An 18107-nucleotide genomic window follows, 5' to 3' on the forward strand; every position below is an offset into this window, starting at 1 on the left:
CGATAAGATTATGCTTTAAATAAGGGGTTTAGAGCGCCGATCTGAGTCAATCAGATCGAAACGCGCTCTAAGAAGGCTGTCTCAACAACCGCAGCGCATTGATCGTCACCAGAACGGTCGCGCCTGTATCGGCCAGAATGGCAGGCCATAGGCCGGTAATTCCCAGCACCGTGGTCACAAGGAACACAGCCTTCAGCCCAAGCGCGATTGTGATGTTCTGATGGATATTGCGCATGGTCCGCTGGGAAAGATCGACCATCGCAGCCACATCCCCGACACGACCATGCAGCACGGCTGCATCTGCCGTTTCCAGAGCAACATCAGTGCCGCCACCCATGGCAATGCCGACATCTGCGGCAGCCAGCGCAGGCGCGTCATTGATACCGTCGCCAATCTTGGCAACGACCTGACCTTCATTGCGAAACTCACCAACGATGCGCTGCTTGTCTTCCGGCAGGAGTTCTGCGCGCACCTCGATACCGAGGTCTTTGCCGATGGCTTCTGCTGTACGACGATTATCGCCAGTCAGCATCACAGTACGAATGCCGGCATCTTTCAGCGTTTTCAGACCTGCAATCGCGTCAGCACGCGGCTCATCACGCATGGCGATAGCACCAGCTATCTTGCCATCCGCCACCAGCACCGAAACCGTCTTGCCTTCGTCGTTGCAAACTGCAATTCGAGCCGCAAGATCATCCGGAATGGCCGAGATGTCATTGGCAGCCCTGCGTGAGCCAAGGAACAGTTCTGTGCCAGCAGTTGTGCCTGACACACCCTTGCCGCCATGCGCTTTGCCAGCTGAAATATCCGAAAGCTTCAGGCCCCGCGCCTGTGCAGCGCCGACAATTGCCAAGGCCAGCGGATGACTGGAACCGGCATCAAGCGATGCAGCAAGACGCAGAACTTCTTCTTCTGAGCGTGTGCCCGGCAGAACATCCGTTACCTTCGGCTTGCCTTCAGTCAGCGTGCCGGTCTTGTCGAAGCAGGCGGTTGTGATCTTACCGATGGTTTCGAGAACCGCGCCACCTTTCAGCAAAAGACCACGACGTGCGCCAGCGGAAAGCGAAGCCGCGATGGCTGCAGGCGTTGAAATGACCAGCGCACAAGGGCAACCGATCAGCAGAATGGCAAGACCTTTGTAGATCCATTCATCCCATGCAGCACCTGCCACCAGTGGGGGCAGGATCGCAACCAGAGCTGCAACCACAACAACGCCCGGCGTGTAATAGGTCGAGAAGCGATTGATAAAGCGTTCGGTCGGCGCCTTGGCTTCCTGCGCTTCTTCAACCAGTCGCACAACACGCGCAATGGTGTTGTCTTCAGCTGCAGCCGTAACCTTTACACGCAGCAGTCCGTCACCATTGATGGTGCCAGCAAAGACGCTATCGCCCACAGCCTTACCCACCGGCGTGCTTTCACCCGTGACCGGCGCTTCATCGATAGCACTTTCGCCCGAAATGATTTCGCCATCCGCTGGCATGCGATCGCCGGGACGCACTGAAATCACATCGCCCACACTCAGATTTTCCGCTGGCACTTCTCTTGTCGAGCCATTGCTTTCAAGAAAAGCGGTCTTGGGTACCAGCGCCGTCAGCGATTGAATGCTTGCACGTGCCTTGCCTGCGGCAACACCTTCCAGCAACTCGCCAACGAGAAACAGAAATACGACAGCTGCTGCTTCCTCGGTTGCACCTATGACGACCGCACCGATCGCCGCAATTGTCATCAGCATTTCGATGGAAAACGGCGTGCCGTTGATGGCTGCCGAATAAGCGCGCCTGGCAATCGGTATAAGACCAATCAGCATCGCAGCCGTGAACGCCCATAATGCAATCGGCGGGTACAGATGACCGACAATATAGGCAACCACCAGACCGCCGCCACAGGCAAGCATCATCTGACCTTTGCCACTCTGCCACCAACGTTTGGGCCTTACGGGTGCGGTCGACGATGCCTTCCTGCCAACGGACTGCTGCGCACTGGCCTTGTAGCCAAGTGCAGTCACTTTTGCGGCGATCTCATCGGCACGCGCCGTTCCATCATGATTGACGGTCATAGTGCCATTGGTCACAGAAACCGAAACATCCTTCACGCCACCGACGCGACGCACCGCCGTATCGATCTTGGCTGCACAGGAAGCGCAATCCATACCATCGACCTGGAAACGGAAACTGTCAGTGCTTGAAGCAATCTGTTTTGCTTCTGCTTCTTCATGGCTGTGATCATGATCATGGTCGTGGTCATGATCGTGGCCGCTACAACCTGCATGATCGTGATCATGAGATTCATGCTTGGCGGGAGCTTTTTCATCAGCCACCGGCTCAACACGGTAACCGAGGCTGCGCACCTTTTTGGCAACGCTTTCCAGATCGCTGCTGCCATCATGGCGCACCGTCATCATGCCTGTTGTTACCGATACAGAAACATCTTCCACGCCTGAAACACGACGTACCGCTGTATCGATTTTCGTCGCACAGGAAGCGCAGTCCATGCCTTCCACACGAAATCGGTTTTGTTTCAGAATCTCGTTCATGACTTGCCCTTTTCAGAACGCCCTTGAATTATCTGAAACAAGGTCTACATCCTCTAGTGACTAGAGGAGCAAGCGAAAAAATGATTACCAATGTTCCCATTGGCGAGGCATCAAAAGCCAGCGGCGTAAAAGTACCAACCATCCGTTATTACGAGCAAATCGGGCTTCTACCGGTACCGCCACGCACTGAAGGCAATCGCCGTCTTTATGACAAGAGTGATGTTCAGCGGCTTCTGTTTATCCGTCATGCCCGCGATCTGGGTTTTGAGGTGGATGCGATCCGCACGCTTCTCGACCTTCAGGATAATCCCGACCAGTCCTGCGCTGCTGCTGATTCTATTGCACGCGTACGGCTGATCGATGTAGAAAATCGCATCGCAAAACTGATGTCTCTCAAGACGGAATTATTGCGCATGCTCGACTGCACGGCCCATGGCCGCATCGATCAGTGCAGGGTTATCGAAATTCTCGGCAATCACGAGGAATGCCTGCATCCCAGTCACTAACGTTGCCCGGCCAGAGCTTTACTCGGCCGGAACTTTACCCGGCCAGAACTTTACCCGGTCGGAACTTTACGCGGCCGGTACCGCTTCTTTGCGCCGCGAAAAAATCATGTCCTTTGCAGCCAGAGCCGCACCTGCCGTGATCAGCAGGCAAGCGGCGAGAATGCGCATGGACGGCTGAGCCGTACCCGCTGAAATCAGCACAAGCGTGGATAGAAGTGGCGCCGCGTAGCTTGCCGCGCCCAGCACCTGAATATTGCCGCGCTTCACCCCAAAATCCCAGGCATAAAACGCCGCTCCCACGGGTAGCAGGCCAAGTGCCAGGACACAAAGCCACTGCGTTACCGTTTCCGGCCAGACAGTCTGCTCAAGCACCAGATGGCAGATCAGTGAGAGGATGGCCGTTGCCACACAGAAGCCGGTCACAGTGTCCGTCGGTACACTTGAAAAACGGCGTGAGAGCAGCGAATAGCCCGACCATGTCAGCGCGCAAAGTGCCGCCATTGCATACCCAAAGCTGTAACGGGCCTCAAAGCCGAAGCCATTGCCTTTGCTCACAATCAGCACGGTCCCACCAAGGCCAAGAAGCGCACCAGCAATGTGATACCAGTGCAGCCGCTCGCCGGGCATCAGAGCAGATCCGACCACGATCAGCAGCGGCCAGAGATAGGCGATCAGGCTGGCATCAACCGCAGGCGCATTTCGGAGCGCTGTAAAATAGAGAAAATGATAGCCGAAAAGGCCAACCACACCGACGAGCCAGACGATTGGCGGTTGGCGCAGATGCTTCACAGCGTCCGGACGCCATAGCCAGGAAATGAGGCCGATGGATGCGCCGATTGAAAACGTCATGGCAGACAGTTGGAACGGAGGAACCTGACCGGAACCGGCAGTAAAAAGCGCTAAAAGCGCCCACATCGCTATGGCCGAAAAGCCGATCAGCGTCGCAACCTTCATGATCGATCCCCATTGTCAGGGATCGCTCGTTCGGCTCATGCCGTCTTTTGCGTCCCGTTACCTGATTTTCTCAAATCGCGTCGCCTCGATCTTCAGCGTTCCCAACTGTGTGCCGATGCGTGCCACAACGGGCGCATAGATACCGGAATCACCCAGCGATGCAAAGGAGATCGTGATCTTGCTGCGGGTGCTCAGATAATCGATGGCTTTCTTGCCCTTCTGATAGCCCGAGATGGGCGTGAACTTGGCAGAGCAGATCACCGATTCGCCCGTAAACCCCTCAGTCGTGAAAGATTCGGTGCCATTAAAGGCCAGCCGGATATCGGCGCGTGTCTGACCGTCAAAGACGCTCAGCGTGCGATTACAAACAGCTTTGGGGTCTTTGGTCGGAATCATAAGAGCGCTGAGCGGATCACTGACATTGACCAGATCGTTTGGTGCTGTCTCCACCCAGGGATCGCGTTTTTTGACCGGCGGCACATTTTCAGATTCAGTTACTTTGCCGCCCGCGAAACGTATCTTGGTGCTCTTGTTCTTTCGTCCATGCTTATAGGCAAGATCAAAGGCCGAGGGCGTCACCTTATCCTGAGCAGAGCTGCCGCCCACATATACCGTCCCATCCGTATCATCGAAAACGCGCGCAATACCGGATGTCTTAAAGCGTCCGTTGACGCCGTAATTGGCACCTTTGACAACGGTTTCGATCGCTGAACGTGCGATGGAAAGGCCAAACATCGAGATATCATATTCAGTTCGGTAGAGAGCGTCTGCCTTAGCGCTACTCACCGCAGCTATACTCGCAATCGTCACTCCGGTAAGAATTGCAAGTGCCCGCCGCTGTGCCCCATTCCTGATCATCTTGCTCTCAACCGGCTTGAAGAAATGCGATTGATCGATCATGCCAGATTTTCCTTTCGCGATATCCACTTTGATAGCACCGTACACCCGCACGGACAGTGCTCCAGCAAACCAATTATGCCCAAATCCATGCAACACGCCTGCAAAACGATTCTGTTTATCTGACCCATGCTCTGGTTTGTCTTTAGCCTTCTGACTATAAATGGCCCCAGATTCTCGTTTTACATTCCCTGTCGAACAGGAAAAACCGGCGAAGTTATGATCGGGCAGACCACCAGACACTTCAAAACGCTGTAAATGCGCGCCTTAGGGCCTTCACGATGGAATCTGTCTTGACTGTAATCGCTACTGTCACTATAGAAACGCGACTTTCCCAATAGGCCGCCTGTCCGAGATCGCGCGCCAGCAGCAGCAAACTGCTATGATTGCTTTGAATTCGGACATTCGGGTCGGGGCCTGAGAAACAAAAATTTGAAGGTGAGACCAAAATGTCCCGCGCTTGTGAATTGACCGGAACCTCGGTCCAGTACGGCAACAATGTGAGCCACGCGAACAACAGAACGCGTCGCCGCTTCCTGCCAAACCTCTGCAACGTTACGCTTATGTCCGAAGTTCTCGGCCAGAGCTACCGTCTTCGTGTTTCCGCTTCTGCTCTGCGTTCGGTTGAGCATCGCGGTGGCCTTGACGCTTTCCTTGCAAAGTCTGACGACAAAGAACTTTCGCAGCGCGCTCGCCTGCTGAAGCGTCAGATCGCGAAGAAGCAGGCTGAAGTTGCTGCATAAGCAATCAGCTTTTTAAAATTTGACAAAAAAGGCTGACTCGCGTCGGCCTTTTTTGCTGGTTCCATCACCCAGGATAAAAAAATGCCTGTTACAGGTCCTTCTTTTGCCCGGCTTATACCGGCAGTGCTGGCAATGTGTGCGGCAGTTGCCGCTTCGAACATCCTTGTCCAGTATCCTTTTCAGCATTTTGGCCTTGGTGAACTGCTCACCTATGGTGCCTTCACCTATCCGGTGGCATTTCTCGTCAATGATCTGACGAATCGCCGCTTCGGTCCTTCGGCTGCCCGCAAAGTCGTCTATGCAGGTTTTGTGCTCGGCGTTCTCATGTCGATCTGGCTGGCAACGCCGCGTATTGCCATTGCCTCTGGCTCGGCGTTTCTGATCGCACAATTGATGGATATCACAGTCTTCGACCGCCTGCGTCGCCAGACATGGTGGAAAGCACCCTTCGCAGCCGCCATGTTCGGGTCTGTCGTCGATACGATCCTGTTCTTCTCTATCGCTTTCGCAGCAAGCTTCGCATGGATCGACGCGATCACCGGTATGCCAGATTCTTCATTGACCGAGCCTGCCACTTTTCTTGGCCTTGGAATGCCGCTCTGGGCTTCGCTGGCAACGGGTGACTTCTTTGTGAAGGTTGTCATGGGGACGCTGATGCTGTTGCCCTACGGCGCTATTCTGGCCATTTTCGCCCCAACCCTTTATGCGCCGGATCGCACAGCATCAAACAAACATTGATTTTAGAGCGCGTTTCGATCTGATTGAATCAGATCGGCGCTCTAAACCCTTTTATTTGAAACATAATCTTATCGATCCTCGTTTCACTCCGGTCGGATTATACTCTAAAATAATCACGATCCCTTGATATAAATCAAAGCTGGTTTCTCTCAATTATAGAAACCTCTATGCACATCACTCCGATAGGTATGCAGAATTAAATGCATATTTATCTATCGGAGTGATTTTAGTTTTTTCCAAAAACAAAAAGACGCGACATTATTTTGAGTTACGGCATTATGTCGTTGTGTTGCATAATTTATATTTATATTTAGATAGGGATTAATTAGATGTCCTTGAACAAGGAAAAGCTTCCGCTTGTTATTATTACCGGCGCAAGCTCCGGTATCGGCCTTGCCGCAGCCAGAATGTTTTCAGATCGCGGTCATCCATTGCTGTTGCTTGCACGCCGTCTCGATGCAATGGAAAACCTCAAACTGCCAAACACGCTTTGCAAATCCGTTGATGTTACGGATCGTAACGCATTGCTTGCAGCAGTTCAGGAAGCCGAAGCAAAGTTCGGCCTTGCCGATGTCATCGTCAACAATGCCGGTGTGATGCTGCTGGGTGACGTGACCAAACAAAATCCCGAAGAATGGGATCGTATGCTTGAGGTCAATGTCAAAGGCTTGCTCAATGGCATTCATGCCGTTTCTGCTGGCATGGCTTCCCGCAAGCACGGCACAATCATCAACATCAGCTCAGTCGCGGGCCGCAAGACATTTGCCAGTCACGTCGCCTATACCGCCACAAAATTCGCGGTCCATGGCCTGTCAGAAAACCTGCGCGAAGAGCTGTCAGCACATGATGTGCGCGTGGTGACGATAGCGCCGGGTGCCGTTGAAACCGAACTGCTCAGTCACACCAATGATGCGAGCATCAAGGCAGGCTATGAGGCTTGGAAAAAGGATATGGGCGCGCCAGTACTGTCGGCCAATGATGTGGCGCGGGCCATTGTCTATGCCTATGACCAGCCGCAAGGCGTGTGCATCCGTGAGATTGTGCTGGCTGCCACCCGCCAGCAAGCATAAAAAAGGGGCCTTTCCGGCCCCTTTATTTTATCGCCTGCCTGCGCGGCGGCGTCCTTTACCAGACGCCTCTGCGCCTTGTTCCTCGAATAGAGAGGCAAGCTGTTCGGTCATTGCACCAGCCAGCTCTTCCGCGTCCACGATGGTCACAGCACGCTGATAATAGCGCGTAACGTCATGGCCAATACCAATGGCGATCAGCTCCACCGGCGAACGATTTTCGATCTCTTCGATCACAGCGCGCAGGTGACGCTCCAGATAATTGCCTGGATTGACCGACAGCGTGGAATCATCCACCGGCGCACCATCTGAAATCATCATCAGAATCTTGCGCTGTTCAGGACGCGCCAACAGGCGATGATGCGCCCAGATCAGCGCTTCGCCATCGATATTTTCTTTCAGCAGCCCTTCACGCATCATCAAACCAAGATTGCGCCGTGCACGCCGCCATGGCGCGTCAGCACTCTTGTAGATGATATGGCGCAAATCATTGAGACGACCCGGATTGGAAGGCTTGCCACGACCAAGCCATGCCTCACGCGATTGGCCGCCCTTCCAGGCTTTGGTGGTGAAGCCGAGAATCTCGACCTTCACACCGCAACGCTCAAGCGTACGGGCCAGAATATCGGCACAGGTCGCAGCAACCGTGATCGGACGCCCGCGCATTGAGCCGGAATTGTCCAGCACCAGTGTTACAACCGTATCGCGGAAATCTGTATCACGCTCCATCTTATAGGAAAGCGGCTGCGTCGGATCGATAACGATACGCACCAGACGGGCCGAATCGAGATAGCCCTCTTCCAGATCGAAATCCCACGAACGGTTCTGCTGCGCCATCAGGCGGCGCTGCAAACGGTTGGCAAGTCTTCCGACTACCCCCTGCAGATTGGCAAGCTGTTTGTCGAGGAACCCGCGCAGGCGCTCAAGTTCAGCTTCATCGCAAAGATCCGTCGCCTCGACCTCTTCATCAAATTCGCGCGTGAAGACATTGTAATCGACATGCTCGGAAAAATTGGCAAAAGGCTGGTTCTGGCGGCGTGTATCGCCCGGCGTTTCCGCGTCGACATCTTCGCTGTCGTCCATGTCGTCGGAGGCAGCATCGGCGGCGTCCATTTCGCCCTGCTCGCCCTCTTCACTGGAGCTGTCCGATTCGTCACTTTCGGCTGAATCAGAGCCTTCCTGACTTTCTTCGCCGCCATCCTCGTTTTCATCCGAATCGGGCGTCTGTTCGTTGTCCTGATCCTGCTCGTCGCTTTGCTCTTCCTGAGAAAGCTCTTCAGCCATATCCATCGAGGCCAGCATATCGCGCACGGTGCGCGCAAAAGCCTGCTGATCTTCCAGATTTTCGCCAAGACGCGCCAGGTCAGGACCAGCCTTCTGCTCAATCCATTCACGCCACAGATCGAGCACGGGGCCAGCTTCGGCAGGTGCCGCGCGCCCGGTCAGCTTTTCACGCAGGAGAAGCGACACAGCTTCTTCAAGCGGCGCATCTTCTTTGTCAGTGACGGAAGAGAAATTGGCGCGGGCATATTTATCCGCAAGCATTGTTGCGAGATTGTCCGCAACACCGGCCATGGCGCGGGCACCGATGGCTTCAACGCGAGCCTGTTCGACCGCATCGTAGATCGCCCGTGCCTGCTTGCCTTCCGGCGCGAGGTTCGCATGAATACGGGCATTGTGGCGCGCCTGACGCAGCGCCATGGAATCGCCAATGCCGCGCGTAACCGCAACATCATGGGCGGTTGGGCGCTTTGGCAGGTCAGGCAGGCGGGCACGCTTGGCAGTCAGCGCCGGGCGATCATTGCTGAAAGCAACTTCCAGCTCGTTCTCACCGGAAATGGCGCGCATTGTGGCCGTCATCGCACGCTTGAACGGTTCGGAATCCACCGGTCCGTTTTTACGCTCACGCGAATTATCGCCCATTCCTGACATTTGGCCCGACATCTGCCTATCCTGACTTCGCTCTACAGCACTGCCGCCCGTCATGGGCGGCAGGCATCATCCAGTCTTATGCCAAAACGATATTGGCAGCAGATTCTGGAAGTTCCTCACCAAAGGCACGCTGATAAAACTCGGCCACCGTCTGGCGTTCAAGTTCATCGCACTTGTTGAGGAAGGTCAGGCGGAATGCAAAGCCGACATCGTTGAAAATCGCAGCATTTTCAGACCATGTAATGACAGTACGCGGGCTCATAACAGTCGACAGATCGCCGTTGATGAAGGCCTGACGGGTCATATCGGCAACGCGAACCATCTTGTTCACGATCTCGCGGCCTTCTGCATTCCGGTAATGCTTGGCCTTGGCGAGAATGATGTTCACTTCGTTGTCGTGCGGCAGATAATTAAGCGTGGTCACGATCGACCAGCGATCCATCTGCGCCTGATTGATCTGCTGGGTGCCGTGATAAAGACCAGTCGTATCGCCGAGACCAACGGTATTGGCGGTCGCAAACAGGCGGAATGCCGGATGTGGACGGATCACGCGGCTCTGATCGAGAAGCGTCAGGCGACCCGACGATTCCAGAACACGCTGGATCACGAACATCACGTCCGGGCGACCCGCATCATATTCGTCGAAGACCAGCGCAACATTGTGCTGATAGGCCCAAGGCAGAATGCCGTCCTTGAATTCGGTGATCTGCATGCCGTCCTTGACGACGATTGCATCCTTACCGACGAGATCAATACGGCTGACATGGCTGTCGAGGTTGACGCGAACGCAAGGCCAGTTGAGGCGCGCTGCGACCTGCTCGATATGGGTCGACTTACCCGTACCGTGATAGCCTGAAACCATCACGCGGCGGTTAAAAGCAAAACCTGCGAGAATCGCGAGCGTCGTCTGACGGTCGAAAATATAATCCGGATCCGTTTCCGGCACATAGGAATCGCCCGCCGCATAGGCTGGCACGCGCATGTCGGAATCAATTCCAAACACTTCACGTACCGAAACCGTCGTATCCGGCAAATTGGCTATATCCCGCTCAACCTTGTTCATCATGCCTCCAGAGCGGCAGGATTGTCCCGCCGCGACATTCAAATTCGATCAGGGAGCCAGTTTCCGGCGAGCCAGATGACGCCCCTTCTGTTCAGTTGCGGGCATCCGTACTTGCGTCCGCACAAATGCGCGGCAGATGAATGTCCGTTAGAGCCTTAAAACAGTTTCAGGAAAAGTGGAAACCGGTTTTCCGTAGAAACTGCATCAAAACAAAGAGACAGAGTGGTTCAACGATCCAGTATCAACTGAAACCGCTCTGGATTAGCCGCTATAGGGAAACCAGTCCCACTTTTCGCGACACGCACCAATCACTCCGACACCCGGCTCATAAAGCTCACACAGGCTTTAGCAAAAACCTGCCTGCTTGAGCAATTGATAAGCCTGAATGACATCGCGAAATCTTTCTTCAGACCCGCGGTCGCCACCATTCGCATCGGGATGATGTTGCTTCACGAGTTCTTTATAGCGCGCCTTGATCTTATCGCTAGTCGAATTTGGTTCAAGACCAAGCGTAGCAAGCGCTTTTACTTCCAGCGTCCGTGGCTTGCGAAGCGCGGTTTTACCCGCAGGCGCTGCTTTTGCTTCCTTCACAAAATTGAAAGGATCGCGCAGACGGTTGTGATAGGCAGCCGAACCCGAACGCTTCTGCGCCATATCGGGCGAAGTGTGTTTCGTGGCTGTGGTGTTGGATGCGGTCGACCAGGTCGGACGATTTCCAGTAATGGCGTCCTTCTGGAACTTGGAGATATCCTTGTCCGACAAACCCGAGAAATAATTGAAAGTCTTATTATATTCCCGGACGTGGTCGATACAGAAATGAAGATACTCGCCCTCGCGCATGCGCCCCACCGGCGCACGATGGGTGCCCGGCTTATCGCAACCATCCCACTGGCAGCAGGGACCGCTGGACTTCTTTTCCGCTTCCTTCTTGGGACGGATGCGGATGCTGTCGAAAAATTTTGAGTTCGTTGTCATCGAATCGGATTATGCGAATTAAGAGGAACTAAACAAGAATTGACATTTCGTCCCGACTGGTTTTGGCCATTCTTCAGGGCGAAATTTTGATGCATACTGCATTTCCTGTGCGGATTTGCCCCACCAATTGCCGCCGAGGCGACGTCTATATGAAGCACAGCACCTATATGGGGAGAACTGGCGCGAATGTCCATTCACAATAGCAAACAATCTTCAATGGAAGCGAAGCTTAAGGCCGCTTTCACGCCCGAACGGCTTGAAATCATAAATGAAAGCCATCTCCATGCTGGTCACCACCATGAAGATAGTGGTCATCACGAAACTTACGACGGTACCGGCGAAACACATTTTCGTGTGCGTATTGTATCGGGCAAGTTTGAAGGACTGAGTCGCATTGCCCGCCATCGCGCTATCAATGAACTTCTGAAAGAAGAACTCGACACCGGTGTTCATGCATTGGCGCTTGAGCCTTCCGCTCCCGGTGAACCAACCCGGCGCTGATCTTTTTTACGCCTGAGCTTTAAGCCATTTGCGCAGACGACCCCGCGCATTGGCATAAGGCGAAGACGTGTTGAACTGGATCATACGTCCCAGCGTATATTTCTCATACCAGGCAACACCATAAAGCTCAGCATCGGTGCGTGCCTCGATCAAAGCGATCAGCGCATTTTTCGCAGCCTCCAGGCGCAGCAGCAATTCTGCGAAGGGCAAGGTCTGGTAGTCACGATAAAACTTTGATGCCAGATTGCCGAGTTCATTCCATTTGAAGCCGGTTTCAGGAAAATCAACGGGCTGCCCCTGCTCGCGCAGCGCGCACCATTTCAGAACCAGTTCGTTCCATCCAACCAGATAGGAAACAAGATCATGCACGCTCATCAGCGTGCCTTTGGCATGGCCTTCCATGGTTTTTTCCATGGCCCGCCCGGGTGTGACACGTGCAAGATCGAGTGCCAGCCGGGCATAGTTGGTTTGGATTGCTTGAACGAGTTCCTGCCTGGTCGCCGGAACACTCATCAGTTTGAAACCTTTGCGGCGATAACACCTGAAATGGGCTTGCCGTCAGCATCAAGCGGCACAATGCGCAGACGTGTCAGACGGTTCTTTTCCTTCTTAAGCACGGAAAAGCGCTTTCCATGGAAGGTAAAGGCCTGCTTCACTTCCGGTATTGTCTGCGTTTCATGAATCACAAGACCGGCAATTGTTGTCGCTTCCTCGTCGGGGAGATTCCAGCCCAGTGCACGATTGAGATCGCGGATCGGCAACGACCCATCAACCAGAACTGAACCATCCGGTTGCAGTCTTACACCCTGCATGTCCAGATCATGCTCATCGGAAATATCGCCTACAATCTCTTCCAAAATGTCTTCAAGCGTCACCAGTCCCTGCACATCGCCATATTCATCAACGACGATGGCAATATGCGCCTTGCGACGAAGGAATGCGTCAAGCTGATCCTGAAGCGTCGTCGTATCGGGCACAAACCACGGCTTGCGCGCCACCTTCATGATGTCGATACGCGTAAAATCATTATCGACATCGTAAAGCGTGCGCAGCAGATCCTTGGTGTGGATGATGCCGATAATATTATCGATCTCATCGCGCCAGACCGGCATGCGGGTGTGCGGGCTTGCCAGAATTTCGCGCACCACCTGCTCGGCAGGCGCATCGGCATTGATCGTACCCATAGATGTGCGATGCACCATAACATCGCTGACTTCCAGTTCTTTGAGATCAAGCAATCCGCCCAGCTGGTCACGATCTTCCTTGATCAGCGACTTGTCACGATGCAGCACTTCCACCGCGCCACGCAATTCTTCCTGTGCCGAAAGCATCGAGCGGCCAGCCGCCAGATTGATGCCGAACAGTCTCAGGATGACACGCACGATCCAGTTTACAACGCCGGAGATGAAACCCAGCAGAGCCACAACAACTGAAACCGGACGCGCAACATGCAGTGCAAAGCGGTCCGGGTTTGAGATCGCCCAGGACTTTGGCAGAACTTCCGCAAAAATAACCAGCAGAATGGTCATCGCCAAAGTCGAATAGGCAACACCCGCATCGCCGAACAACGACAGAAAAATGCTGGTGGCGATTGAGGAAGCAAGAATATTGGCGAGATTGTTGCCAATAAGCAGCGCACCGATCAGACGGTCACGCTTTTGGATCAGGTGCTGTACAACTGTCGCGCGTTCATCGCCATTATACTCATAGCCCAGCATTCGGGCGCGAGAGGCGGCAGTCAGCGCCGTCTCCGATCCGGAAAAAAAGGCAGAGAGAACGATGCAGAGCAGGATGATGCCGCACATGACCCAAAGCTCGAAACCCATTCTTTCGTCCTTTCCTCATTCTTTCGTTCAATCACAACGTATCGCGAAAAGTGTGAAGCTATTTTCGGACGAGATGCGCACCAAATCAAAGGTTTTATGCTGTCAGACGTTCTTTCAGAAATTCAAGCACTGCCGCAGGCGGCACGTCCCTGGCAATGAAAGACTGGCCAATACCGCGCGTCAGAATGAAGGTAAGAGCGCCGCGCGCCACTTTCTTGTCCTGCGCAATATAGTCCATCAGCTTTTCAGCATCCGGCAAGCCACCCGGCACATCATTGAGCGCGGTCGGCAGACCGACAGTCTTCAGATGCGCTTCAACACGTTCCGCATCTTCAATACCACAAAGGTTCATCCTGACCGAGAAACGATGCGCCAGAGCCATGCCAATGGCAACGCCCTCACCATGCACCAGACGGCTTGAATCGTAGCCTGTCGCGGTTTCAAGCGCATGACCGAATGTGTGACCGAGATTAAGCAGCGCGCGGTCGCCGGTTTCGCGTTCGTCACGCGCCACAACTGCAGCCTTCGAGCGGCAGGATTCGGCAATAGCTTCTGCGCGTGCAGCACCGCCCGCAAAAATGTCCTGCCAGTTTTTCTCAAGCCAGGCGAAAAAATCCGGCCGGTCGATCAGTCCGTATTTTGCCACTTCCGCATAGCCTGCACGAAATTCGCGCGGGCTCAGCGTATCAAGCACTTCCGTGTCCGCCAGCACCAGCTGTGGCTGATAGAAAACGCCAACAAGGTTCTTGCCATGTTGCGTGTTGATGCCTGTCTTTCCGCCAACGGACGAATCCACCTGCGCCAGAAGCGAGGTCGGCATCTGCACGAAGTTCATGCCACGACGCACAATGCCAGCGACAAAGCCGGAAAGATCGCCCACGACACCGCCACCAAAAGCCACAACTGCATCGCCACGCTCAAGCCTTGCAGCAAGCACGGCATTGGTTACGGTTTCGAGCGTGGAGAAGGATTTCGATTTTTCACCGGGTGCCACGATCACCGGCGTGGATTCAATGCCTGCGCGCGCAAAGCTGTCGGTCAATGCTTCAAGATGGGCCTTTGCGACATTCTCATCGGTGACAATTGCCACACGAATGCCCGGAAGACGCTTAGCAAACTCTTCGCCTGCACGGGCAACAAGCCCTTTGCCGATCAGGATCTCATAGGATCGGTCGCCCAGCGAGACGGGAACCGTAACAGTATCGGCAGCGGTCATAATGCACTCCAAAGCGGTCTAAACCCAGTTTCAGGGCCTATTTCTTATCCAGATGCTCGGTCAGAACGTCGATGAGTTCTCCGGCGATCACTTCTTTTTTGTCATCACGCGTCATCACATGCAGATCAGCGAGCGCGTAAACCGGATAGCGCTCATTCATCAGCCGCTGCATCACGCCACGCGGATCATCATTTTTAAGAAGCGGACGGTTCTGACGGCGCGAAACACGATCCATCAGCACATCAAGCTCGGCATTGAGCCAGATTGAAACGCCAGCCTGGGCGATTGCCTCGCGGGTCTCCGCATTCATGTAAGCGCCGCCGCCGGTTGCCAGCACCATCGGACCATCATCGAGGAGCCGCAGGATCACCCGGCGTTCGAGATCGCGAAACTCTTCTTCGCCATAGGTTTCAAACAGTTCGGGGATGCTCATGCGTGAGACGGTTTCGATTTCCGTATCCACATCGCGAAAAGGCAGGCCGAGCATCGTTGCAGCCTTGCGACCGACCGTCGACTTGCCTGCGCCCATCAGCCCAACAAGAACAACCACTTTCGCACCAAGAAGCTGACGGACAGCATCCGCCTTCTCGTTAAGATTTGTCTGTTTTGTTGTACTGCTCATAAACCTCATCCATTTCCTCCGGTTCCACATGAAAAACCGCGCGGCGTCAATCGCTTTCATCGCCTGAACTGCACCAAATACGGCTTTTTATGCCCGGACTTTGGCCGTCCTTGCTTTCGTCTCAATAGCACAGCATAAACAGATCATGCCCACGCTGACGCGCATTCTTCTCCTGCTTGCTGTGATCGCTGCCATTGTCTATGGCGCAATGTTCTCGCTCGCCAATTTTGTGAAGCCGGTCATGCATGAGATCACAATCGAAATCCCGACGTCAAAACTGAAGCAGACAGTCGTGGCCCCACCTCCAGCATCGGCACCGTTAGAAACCGTCACAGACGGCCAGACAGATGGACCCGATACGGCGGATAAGCAGGAGTAGACATGCGGGCATCTTTGGCGATTGAGAATTTTCTCGAAATGATGAGTGCCGAACGCGGGGCCGCGCATAATACGCTTGAATCCTATCGCCGTGATCTGGAAGCCTGCGCTGACGTCATGAGCGCACGCGGCATCAATATGACTGAGGCAAAGACCGACGATATACGCCATGTACTTGATGGCATGGCCAATGAAGGCTTTGCCGCGACATCTCAGGCGCGCCGCCTTTCCGCAATCAGGCAGTTTTTCCGCTTTCTCTATTCGGAAGGGTTCAGGCAGGATGACCCCACCGGCGTCATCGATGCACCAAAGAAGCAGAAACCGCTGCCGAAAATCATGAGCGTCGAAAACGTCGGGCGACTTCTGGACCGGGCCACGCTTGAGGCGAAAGAAGCGCTTGAGCCGGCAGACCGTATCAAAGCGCTTCGCCTTCACGCGCTGCTTGAAACGCTTTACGCGACCGGCTTGCGTGTTTCAGAGCTTGTTGGTCTTCCAGTGAGTGTCGCCCGGACCGATCATCGCTTTCTGATTGTGCGCGGCAAGGGTTCCAAGGATCGCATGGTGCCATTATCGCAAAAAGCGCGCGAGGCATTGCAGGTCTTTCTGTCGCTGCGCGATTCCCTTCCGGGCTACGACGACAATCCCTGGCTCTTTCCGGCATTTTCCGAAAGCGGCCATCTGGCGCGCCAGGTTTTTGGTCGGGAACTCAAAACTCTCACTGCCCGCGCCGGTCTTTCGAGCGCCTCCATCTCGCCGCATGTGCTGCGTCATGCCTTTGCCAGCCACCTTTTACAAAACGGCGCAGACCTCAGAACAGTACAGCAATTGCTTGGACATGCAGATATTTCTACGACCCAAATCTACACACATGTTCTGGAAGAAAGACTGCATAAGCTGGTAAGTGAACATCATCCGCTTGCCGATTAGGCGCGCGGCGGGTAAGAGAAATTCAGAAAAATTTGCAAGATGCGCGCGAAGTAAATATGTAAGGCGTCGTAAAACAGCCTCTATTGGGCTTGTTCTATGGCCAACATCTCTGGAAACGCACAATAGTCAGGCCCGATGTACAACTATCTCGATTTTGAAAAACCCGTCGCAGACCTCGAAGGCCAGATCCTTGAGCTGAAAAAGCTCGCACAGGAACAGGGCAGCGTCGAGATGAGCGACGAGATCAGCCGTCTCGAGAAGCGATCGGCCGATGCGCTCAAAGATATCTATCGCAAGCTGACGCCATGGCAGAAGGCACAGATCGCCCGCCATCCGGATCGTCCGCATTGCCTTGATTATATCAACCGGCTGTTCACCGAGTTCACGCCGCTTTCCGGCGACCGCCAGTTTGCCAATGACGAAGCCATTCAGGGCGGCTTTGCCCGCTTCAATGGCCAGCCCGTTGCCATTCTCGGTCAGGAAAAGGGTTCGGACACCAAGACGCGCCTCAAGCACAATTTCGGATCAGCCCGTCCTGAAGGCTACCGCAAAGCCGTCCGTATCATGGAAATGGCTGACCGTTTCCAGCTGCCGCTGATTACTCTGGTTGATACAGCAGGCGCTTATCCGGGCGTCAGTGCAGAAGAACGCGGTCAGGCAGAAGCCATTGCGCGCTCCACCGCTGAGTGCCTGAAGCTGCGCGTGCCTGTCATCTCGATCATCATCGGCGAAGGCGGTTCGGGTGGTGCAATCGCGATTGCAGTCGCCAACCGCGTCTACATGCTCGAACATTCAATTTATTCGGTGATCTCGCCGGAAGGTGCTGCTTCTATCCTCTGGCATGATTCGACCCGTGCGAAGGACGCAGCCTCCAATATGCGCATCACTGCGCAGGACCTGTTCGATCTCAAGGTTATCGACGGCATCATTCCGGAGCCGCTTGGTGGCGCTCATCGCGGCAAGGAATCCACGATTGATGCCGCAGGCGACATCATTACTGCTTCGCTGCGCTCGATGAAGGATATCGATGGCGAGACGCTCAAACAGGAGCGTCGCCAGAAATTCCTAGACATCGGCCGTAACCTTTAATTTACCATATATGCCAGTTTTTAGCTCCGGCGCGCCTTTGGTGCGCCGGATTTGCATCATGCCGTCATTTCCGCCATATTGCGGACACGGTGTTTTTTAGGTAATTGAGCAACGGTTTATCAACGATACCGAAAGGTTTA

The 18107-nt window shown here is 54.3% G+C and carries 18 protein-coding genes; 8 read left to right on the forward strand and 10 right to left on the reverse strand.

The window, feature by feature from the left end; all coding sequences use genetic code 11:
* Positions 1–67 precede the first annotated feature (67 nt).
* Positions 68–2521 carry a heavy metal translocating P-type ATPase gene (locus CEV32_RS17720; protein WP_456236584.1) on the reverse strand — a complete coding sequence of 818 codons (2454 nt, stop codon included), beginning with the start codon at positions 2519–2521 and terminating at the stop codon, positions 68–70.
* Between the two features lie 95 nt (positions 2522–2616).
* On the opposite strand from CEV32_RS17720, the gene CEV32_RS17725 reads away from it, so the two are divergent.
* A complete protein-coding gene (locus CEV32_RS17725) occupies positions 2617–3039 on the forward strand; it encodes a MerR family transcriptional regulator (RefSeq protein WP_208620881.1) in 423 nt (140 codons plus the stop codon).
* A gap of 66 nt (positions 3040–3105) precedes the next feature.
* On the opposite strand, the gene yddG is transcribed toward CEV32_RS17725, so the two are convergent.
* Together yddG and CEV32_RS17735 are read right to left on the reverse strand one after the other, a co-directional pair.
* A complete protein-coding gene (gene yddG / locus CEV32_RS17730; RefSeq protein ID WP_094578445.1) occupies positions 3106–3993 on the reverse strand; it encodes an aromatic amino acid exporter YddG in 888 nt (295 codons plus the stop codon).
* Between the two features lie 57 nt (positions 3994–4050).
* Positions 4051–4893 carry a DUF3108 domain-containing protein gene (locus CEV32_RS17735; RefSeq protein WP_094578446.1) on the reverse strand — a complete coding sequence of 281 codons (843 nt, stop codon included), beginning with the start codon at positions 4891–4893 and terminating at the stop codon, positions 4051–4053.
* Positions 4894–5339: 446 nt separating this feature from the next.
* Here CEV32_RS17735 and rpmB point away from each other — a divergent pair, with 446 nt between their 5' ends.
* From rpmB to CEV32_RS17750, 3 genes are all read left to right on the forward strand, one after another.
* On the forward strand, positions 5340–5633 hold the full coding sequence (gene rpmB, locus CEV32_RS17740; protein WP_094578447.1) for a 50S ribosomal protein L28: 294 nt from the start codon (positions 5340–5342) through the stop codon (positions 5631–5633).
* An 81-nt stretch (positions 5634–5714) separates the two neighbouring features.
* Positions 5715–6371 carry a VUT family protein gene (locus CEV32_RS17745; RefSeq protein ID WP_094578448.1) on the forward strand — a complete coding sequence of 219 codons (657 nt, stop codon included), beginning with the start codon at positions 5715–5717 and terminating at the stop codon, positions 6369–6371.
* Between the two features lie 329 nt (positions 6372–6700).
* Positions 6701–7441: an SDR family oxidoreductase gene (locus tag CEV32_RS17750; RefSeq protein WP_094578449.1), complete on the forward strand. Its 741-nt coding sequence runs from the start codon at positions 6701–6703 to the stop codon at positions 7439–7441.
* Positions 7442–7468: 27 nt separating this feature from the next.
* Here CEV32_RS17750 and cobT read toward each other — a convergent pair whose 3' ends face one another.
* From cobT to CEV32_RS17765, 3 genes are all read right to left on the reverse strand, one after another.
* Complete coding sequence (gene cobT, locus CEV32_RS17755; RefSeq protein WP_094578450.1) at positions 7469–9382, reverse strand: cobaltochelatase subunit CobT; 1914 nt, start codon at positions 9380–9382, stop codon at positions 7469–7471.
* A gap of 64 nt (positions 9383–9446) precedes the next feature.
* Entirely contained in the window at positions 9447–10433 is a 987-nt protein-coding gene (gene cobS, locus CEV32_RS17760) for a cobaltochelatase subunit CobS (protein WP_094578451.1), read from the reverse strand.
* 345 nt (positions 10434–10778) lie between these two features.
* Positions 10779–11408: a J domain-containing protein gene (locus tag CEV32_RS17765; RefSeq protein WP_094578452.1), complete on the reverse strand. Its 630-nt coding sequence runs from the start codon at positions 11406–11408 to the stop codon at positions 10779–10781.
* A gap of 186 nt (positions 11409–11594) precedes the next feature.
* Between CEV32_RS17765 and CEV32_RS17770 the strand changes: the two genes are divergently transcribed.
* Entirely contained in the window at positions 11595–11909 is a 315-nt protein-coding gene (locus tag CEV32_RS17770) for a BolA family protein (protein ID WP_094578453.1), read from the forward strand.
* A gap of 6 nt (positions 11910–11915) precedes the next feature.
* Here the strand turns inward: CEV32_RS17770 and CEV32_RS17775 are convergent, their stop codons facing one another.
* From CEV32_RS17775 to CEV32_RS17790, 4 genes are all read right to left on the reverse strand, one after another.
* Complete coding sequence (locus CEV32_RS17775; RefSeq protein WP_094578454.1) at positions 11916–12422, reverse strand: ClbS/DfsB family four-helix bundle protein; 507 nt, start codon at positions 12420–12422, stop codon at positions 11916–11918.
* Positions 12422–13735, reverse strand: a complete 1314-nt coding sequence (locus CEV32_RS17780; RefSeq protein ID WP_094578455.1) for an HlyC/CorC family transporter — start codon at positions 13733–13735, stop codon at positions 12422–12424. The genes CEV32_RS17775 and CEV32_RS17780 overlap by 1 nt, the downstream gene beginning before the upstream one ends.
* Before the next feature lie 94 nt (positions 13736–13829).
* A complete protein-coding gene (gene aroB / locus CEV32_RS17785) occupies positions 13830–14951 on the reverse strand; it encodes a 3-dehydroquinate synthase (RefSeq protein ID WP_094578456.1) in 1122 nt (373 codons plus the stop codon).
* 37 nt (positions 14952–14988) lie between these two features.
* The gene (locus CEV32_RS17790) at positions 14989–15573 is read right to left on the reverse strand and encodes a shikimate kinase (RefSeq protein ID WP_094578457.1); all 585 of its coding nucleotides are present in this window, start codon (positions 15571–15573) and stop codon (positions 14989–14991) included.
* A gap of 145 nt (positions 15574–15718) precedes the next feature.
* On the opposite strand from CEV32_RS17790, the gene CEV32_RS17795 reads away from it, so the two are divergent.
* The 3 genes from CEV32_RS17795 (at position 15719) to CEV32_RS17805 (ending at position 17967) form a co-directional block, all read left to right on the forward strand.
* Entirely contained in the window at positions 15719–15952 is a 234-nt protein-coding gene (locus CEV32_RS17795) for a hypothetical protein (protein ID WP_143128854.1), read from the forward strand.
* A 2-nt stretch (positions 15953–15954) separates the two neighbouring features.
* Entirely contained in the window at positions 15955–16878 is a 924-nt protein-coding gene (gene xerD / locus CEV32_RS17800; RefSeq protein ID WP_094578459.1) for a site-specific tyrosine recombinase XerD, read from the forward strand.
* 135 nt (positions 16879–17013) lie between these two features.
* Positions 17014–17967, forward strand: coding sequence for an acetyl-CoA carboxylase carboxyltransferase subunit alpha (locus CEV32_RS17805; RefSeq protein WP_094578460.1), 954 nt, complete (start codon positions 17014–17016; stop codon positions 17965–17967).
* Positions 17968–18107 lie beyond the last annotated feature (140 nt).

Origin of the sequence: Brucella rhizosphaerae (assembly GCF_002252475.1) — a bacterium.
Taxonomy (GTDB): Bacteria; Pseudomonadota; Alphaproteobacteria; order Rhizobiales; family Rhizobiaceae; genus Brucella; species Brucella rhizosphaerae.

Coding starts and splice junctions, on each gene's coding strand:
- yddG (WP_094578445.1), bottom strand. CDS start 3,993: ATGAAGGTTGCGACGCTGATCGGCTTTTCGGCCATAGCGATGTGGGCG.
- CEV32_RS17735 (WP_094578446.1), bottom strand. CDS start 4,893: ATGATCGATCAATCGCATTTCTTCAAGCCGGTTGAGAGCAAGATGATC.
- rpmB (WP_094578447.1), top strand. CDS start 5,340: ATGTCCCGCGCTTGTGAATTGACCGGAACCTCGGTCCAGTACGGCAAC.
- CEV32_RS17745 (WP_094578448.1), top strand. CDS start 5,715: ATGCCTGTTACAGGTCCTTCTTTTGCCCGGCTTATACCGGCAGTGCTG.
- CEV32_RS17750 (WP_094578449.1), top strand. CDS start 6,701: ATGTCCTTGAACAAGGAAAAGCTTCCGCTTGTTATTATTACCGGCGCA.
- cobT (WP_094578450.1), bottom strand. CDS start 9,382: ATGTCGGGCCAAATGTCAGGAATGGGCGATAATTCGCGTGAGCGTAAA.
- cobS (WP_094578451.1), bottom strand. CDS start 10,433: ATGAACAAGGTTGAGCGGGATATAGCCAATTTGCCGGATACGACGGTT.
- CEV32_RS17765 (WP_094578452.1), bottom strand. CDS start 11,408: ATGACAACGAACTCAAAATTTTTCGACAGCATCCGCATCCGTCCCAAG.
- CEV32_RS17770 (WP_094578453.1), top strand. CDS start 11,595: ATGTCCATTCACAATAGCAAACAATCTTCAATGGAAGCGAAGCTTAAG.
- CEV32_RS17775 (WP_094578454.1), bottom strand. CDS start 12,422: ATGAGTGTTCCGGCGACCAGGCAGGAACTCGTTCAAGCAATCCAAACC.
- CEV32_RS17780 (WP_094578455.1), bottom strand. CDS start 13,735: ATGGGTTTCGAGCTTTGGGTCATGTGCGGCATCATCCTGCTCTGCATC.
- aroB (WP_094578456.1), bottom strand. CDS start 14,951: ATGACCGCTGCCGATACTGTTACGGTTCCCGTCTCGCTGGGCGACCGA.
- CEV32_RS17790 (WP_094578457.1), bottom strand. CDS start 15,573: ATGAGCAGTACAACAAAACAGACAAATCTTAACGAGAAGGCGGATGCT.
- CEV32_RS17795 (WP_143128854.1), top strand. CDS start 15,719: ATGCCCACGCTGACGCGCATTCTTCTCCTGCTTGCTGTGATCGCTGCC.
- xerD (WP_094578459.1), top strand. CDS start 15,955: ATGCGGGCATCTTTGGCGATTGAGAATTTTCTCGAAATGATGAGTGCC.
- CEV32_RS17805 (WP_094578460.1), top strand. CDS start 17,014: ATGTACAACTATCTCGATTTTGAAAAACCCGTCGCAGACCTCGAAGGC.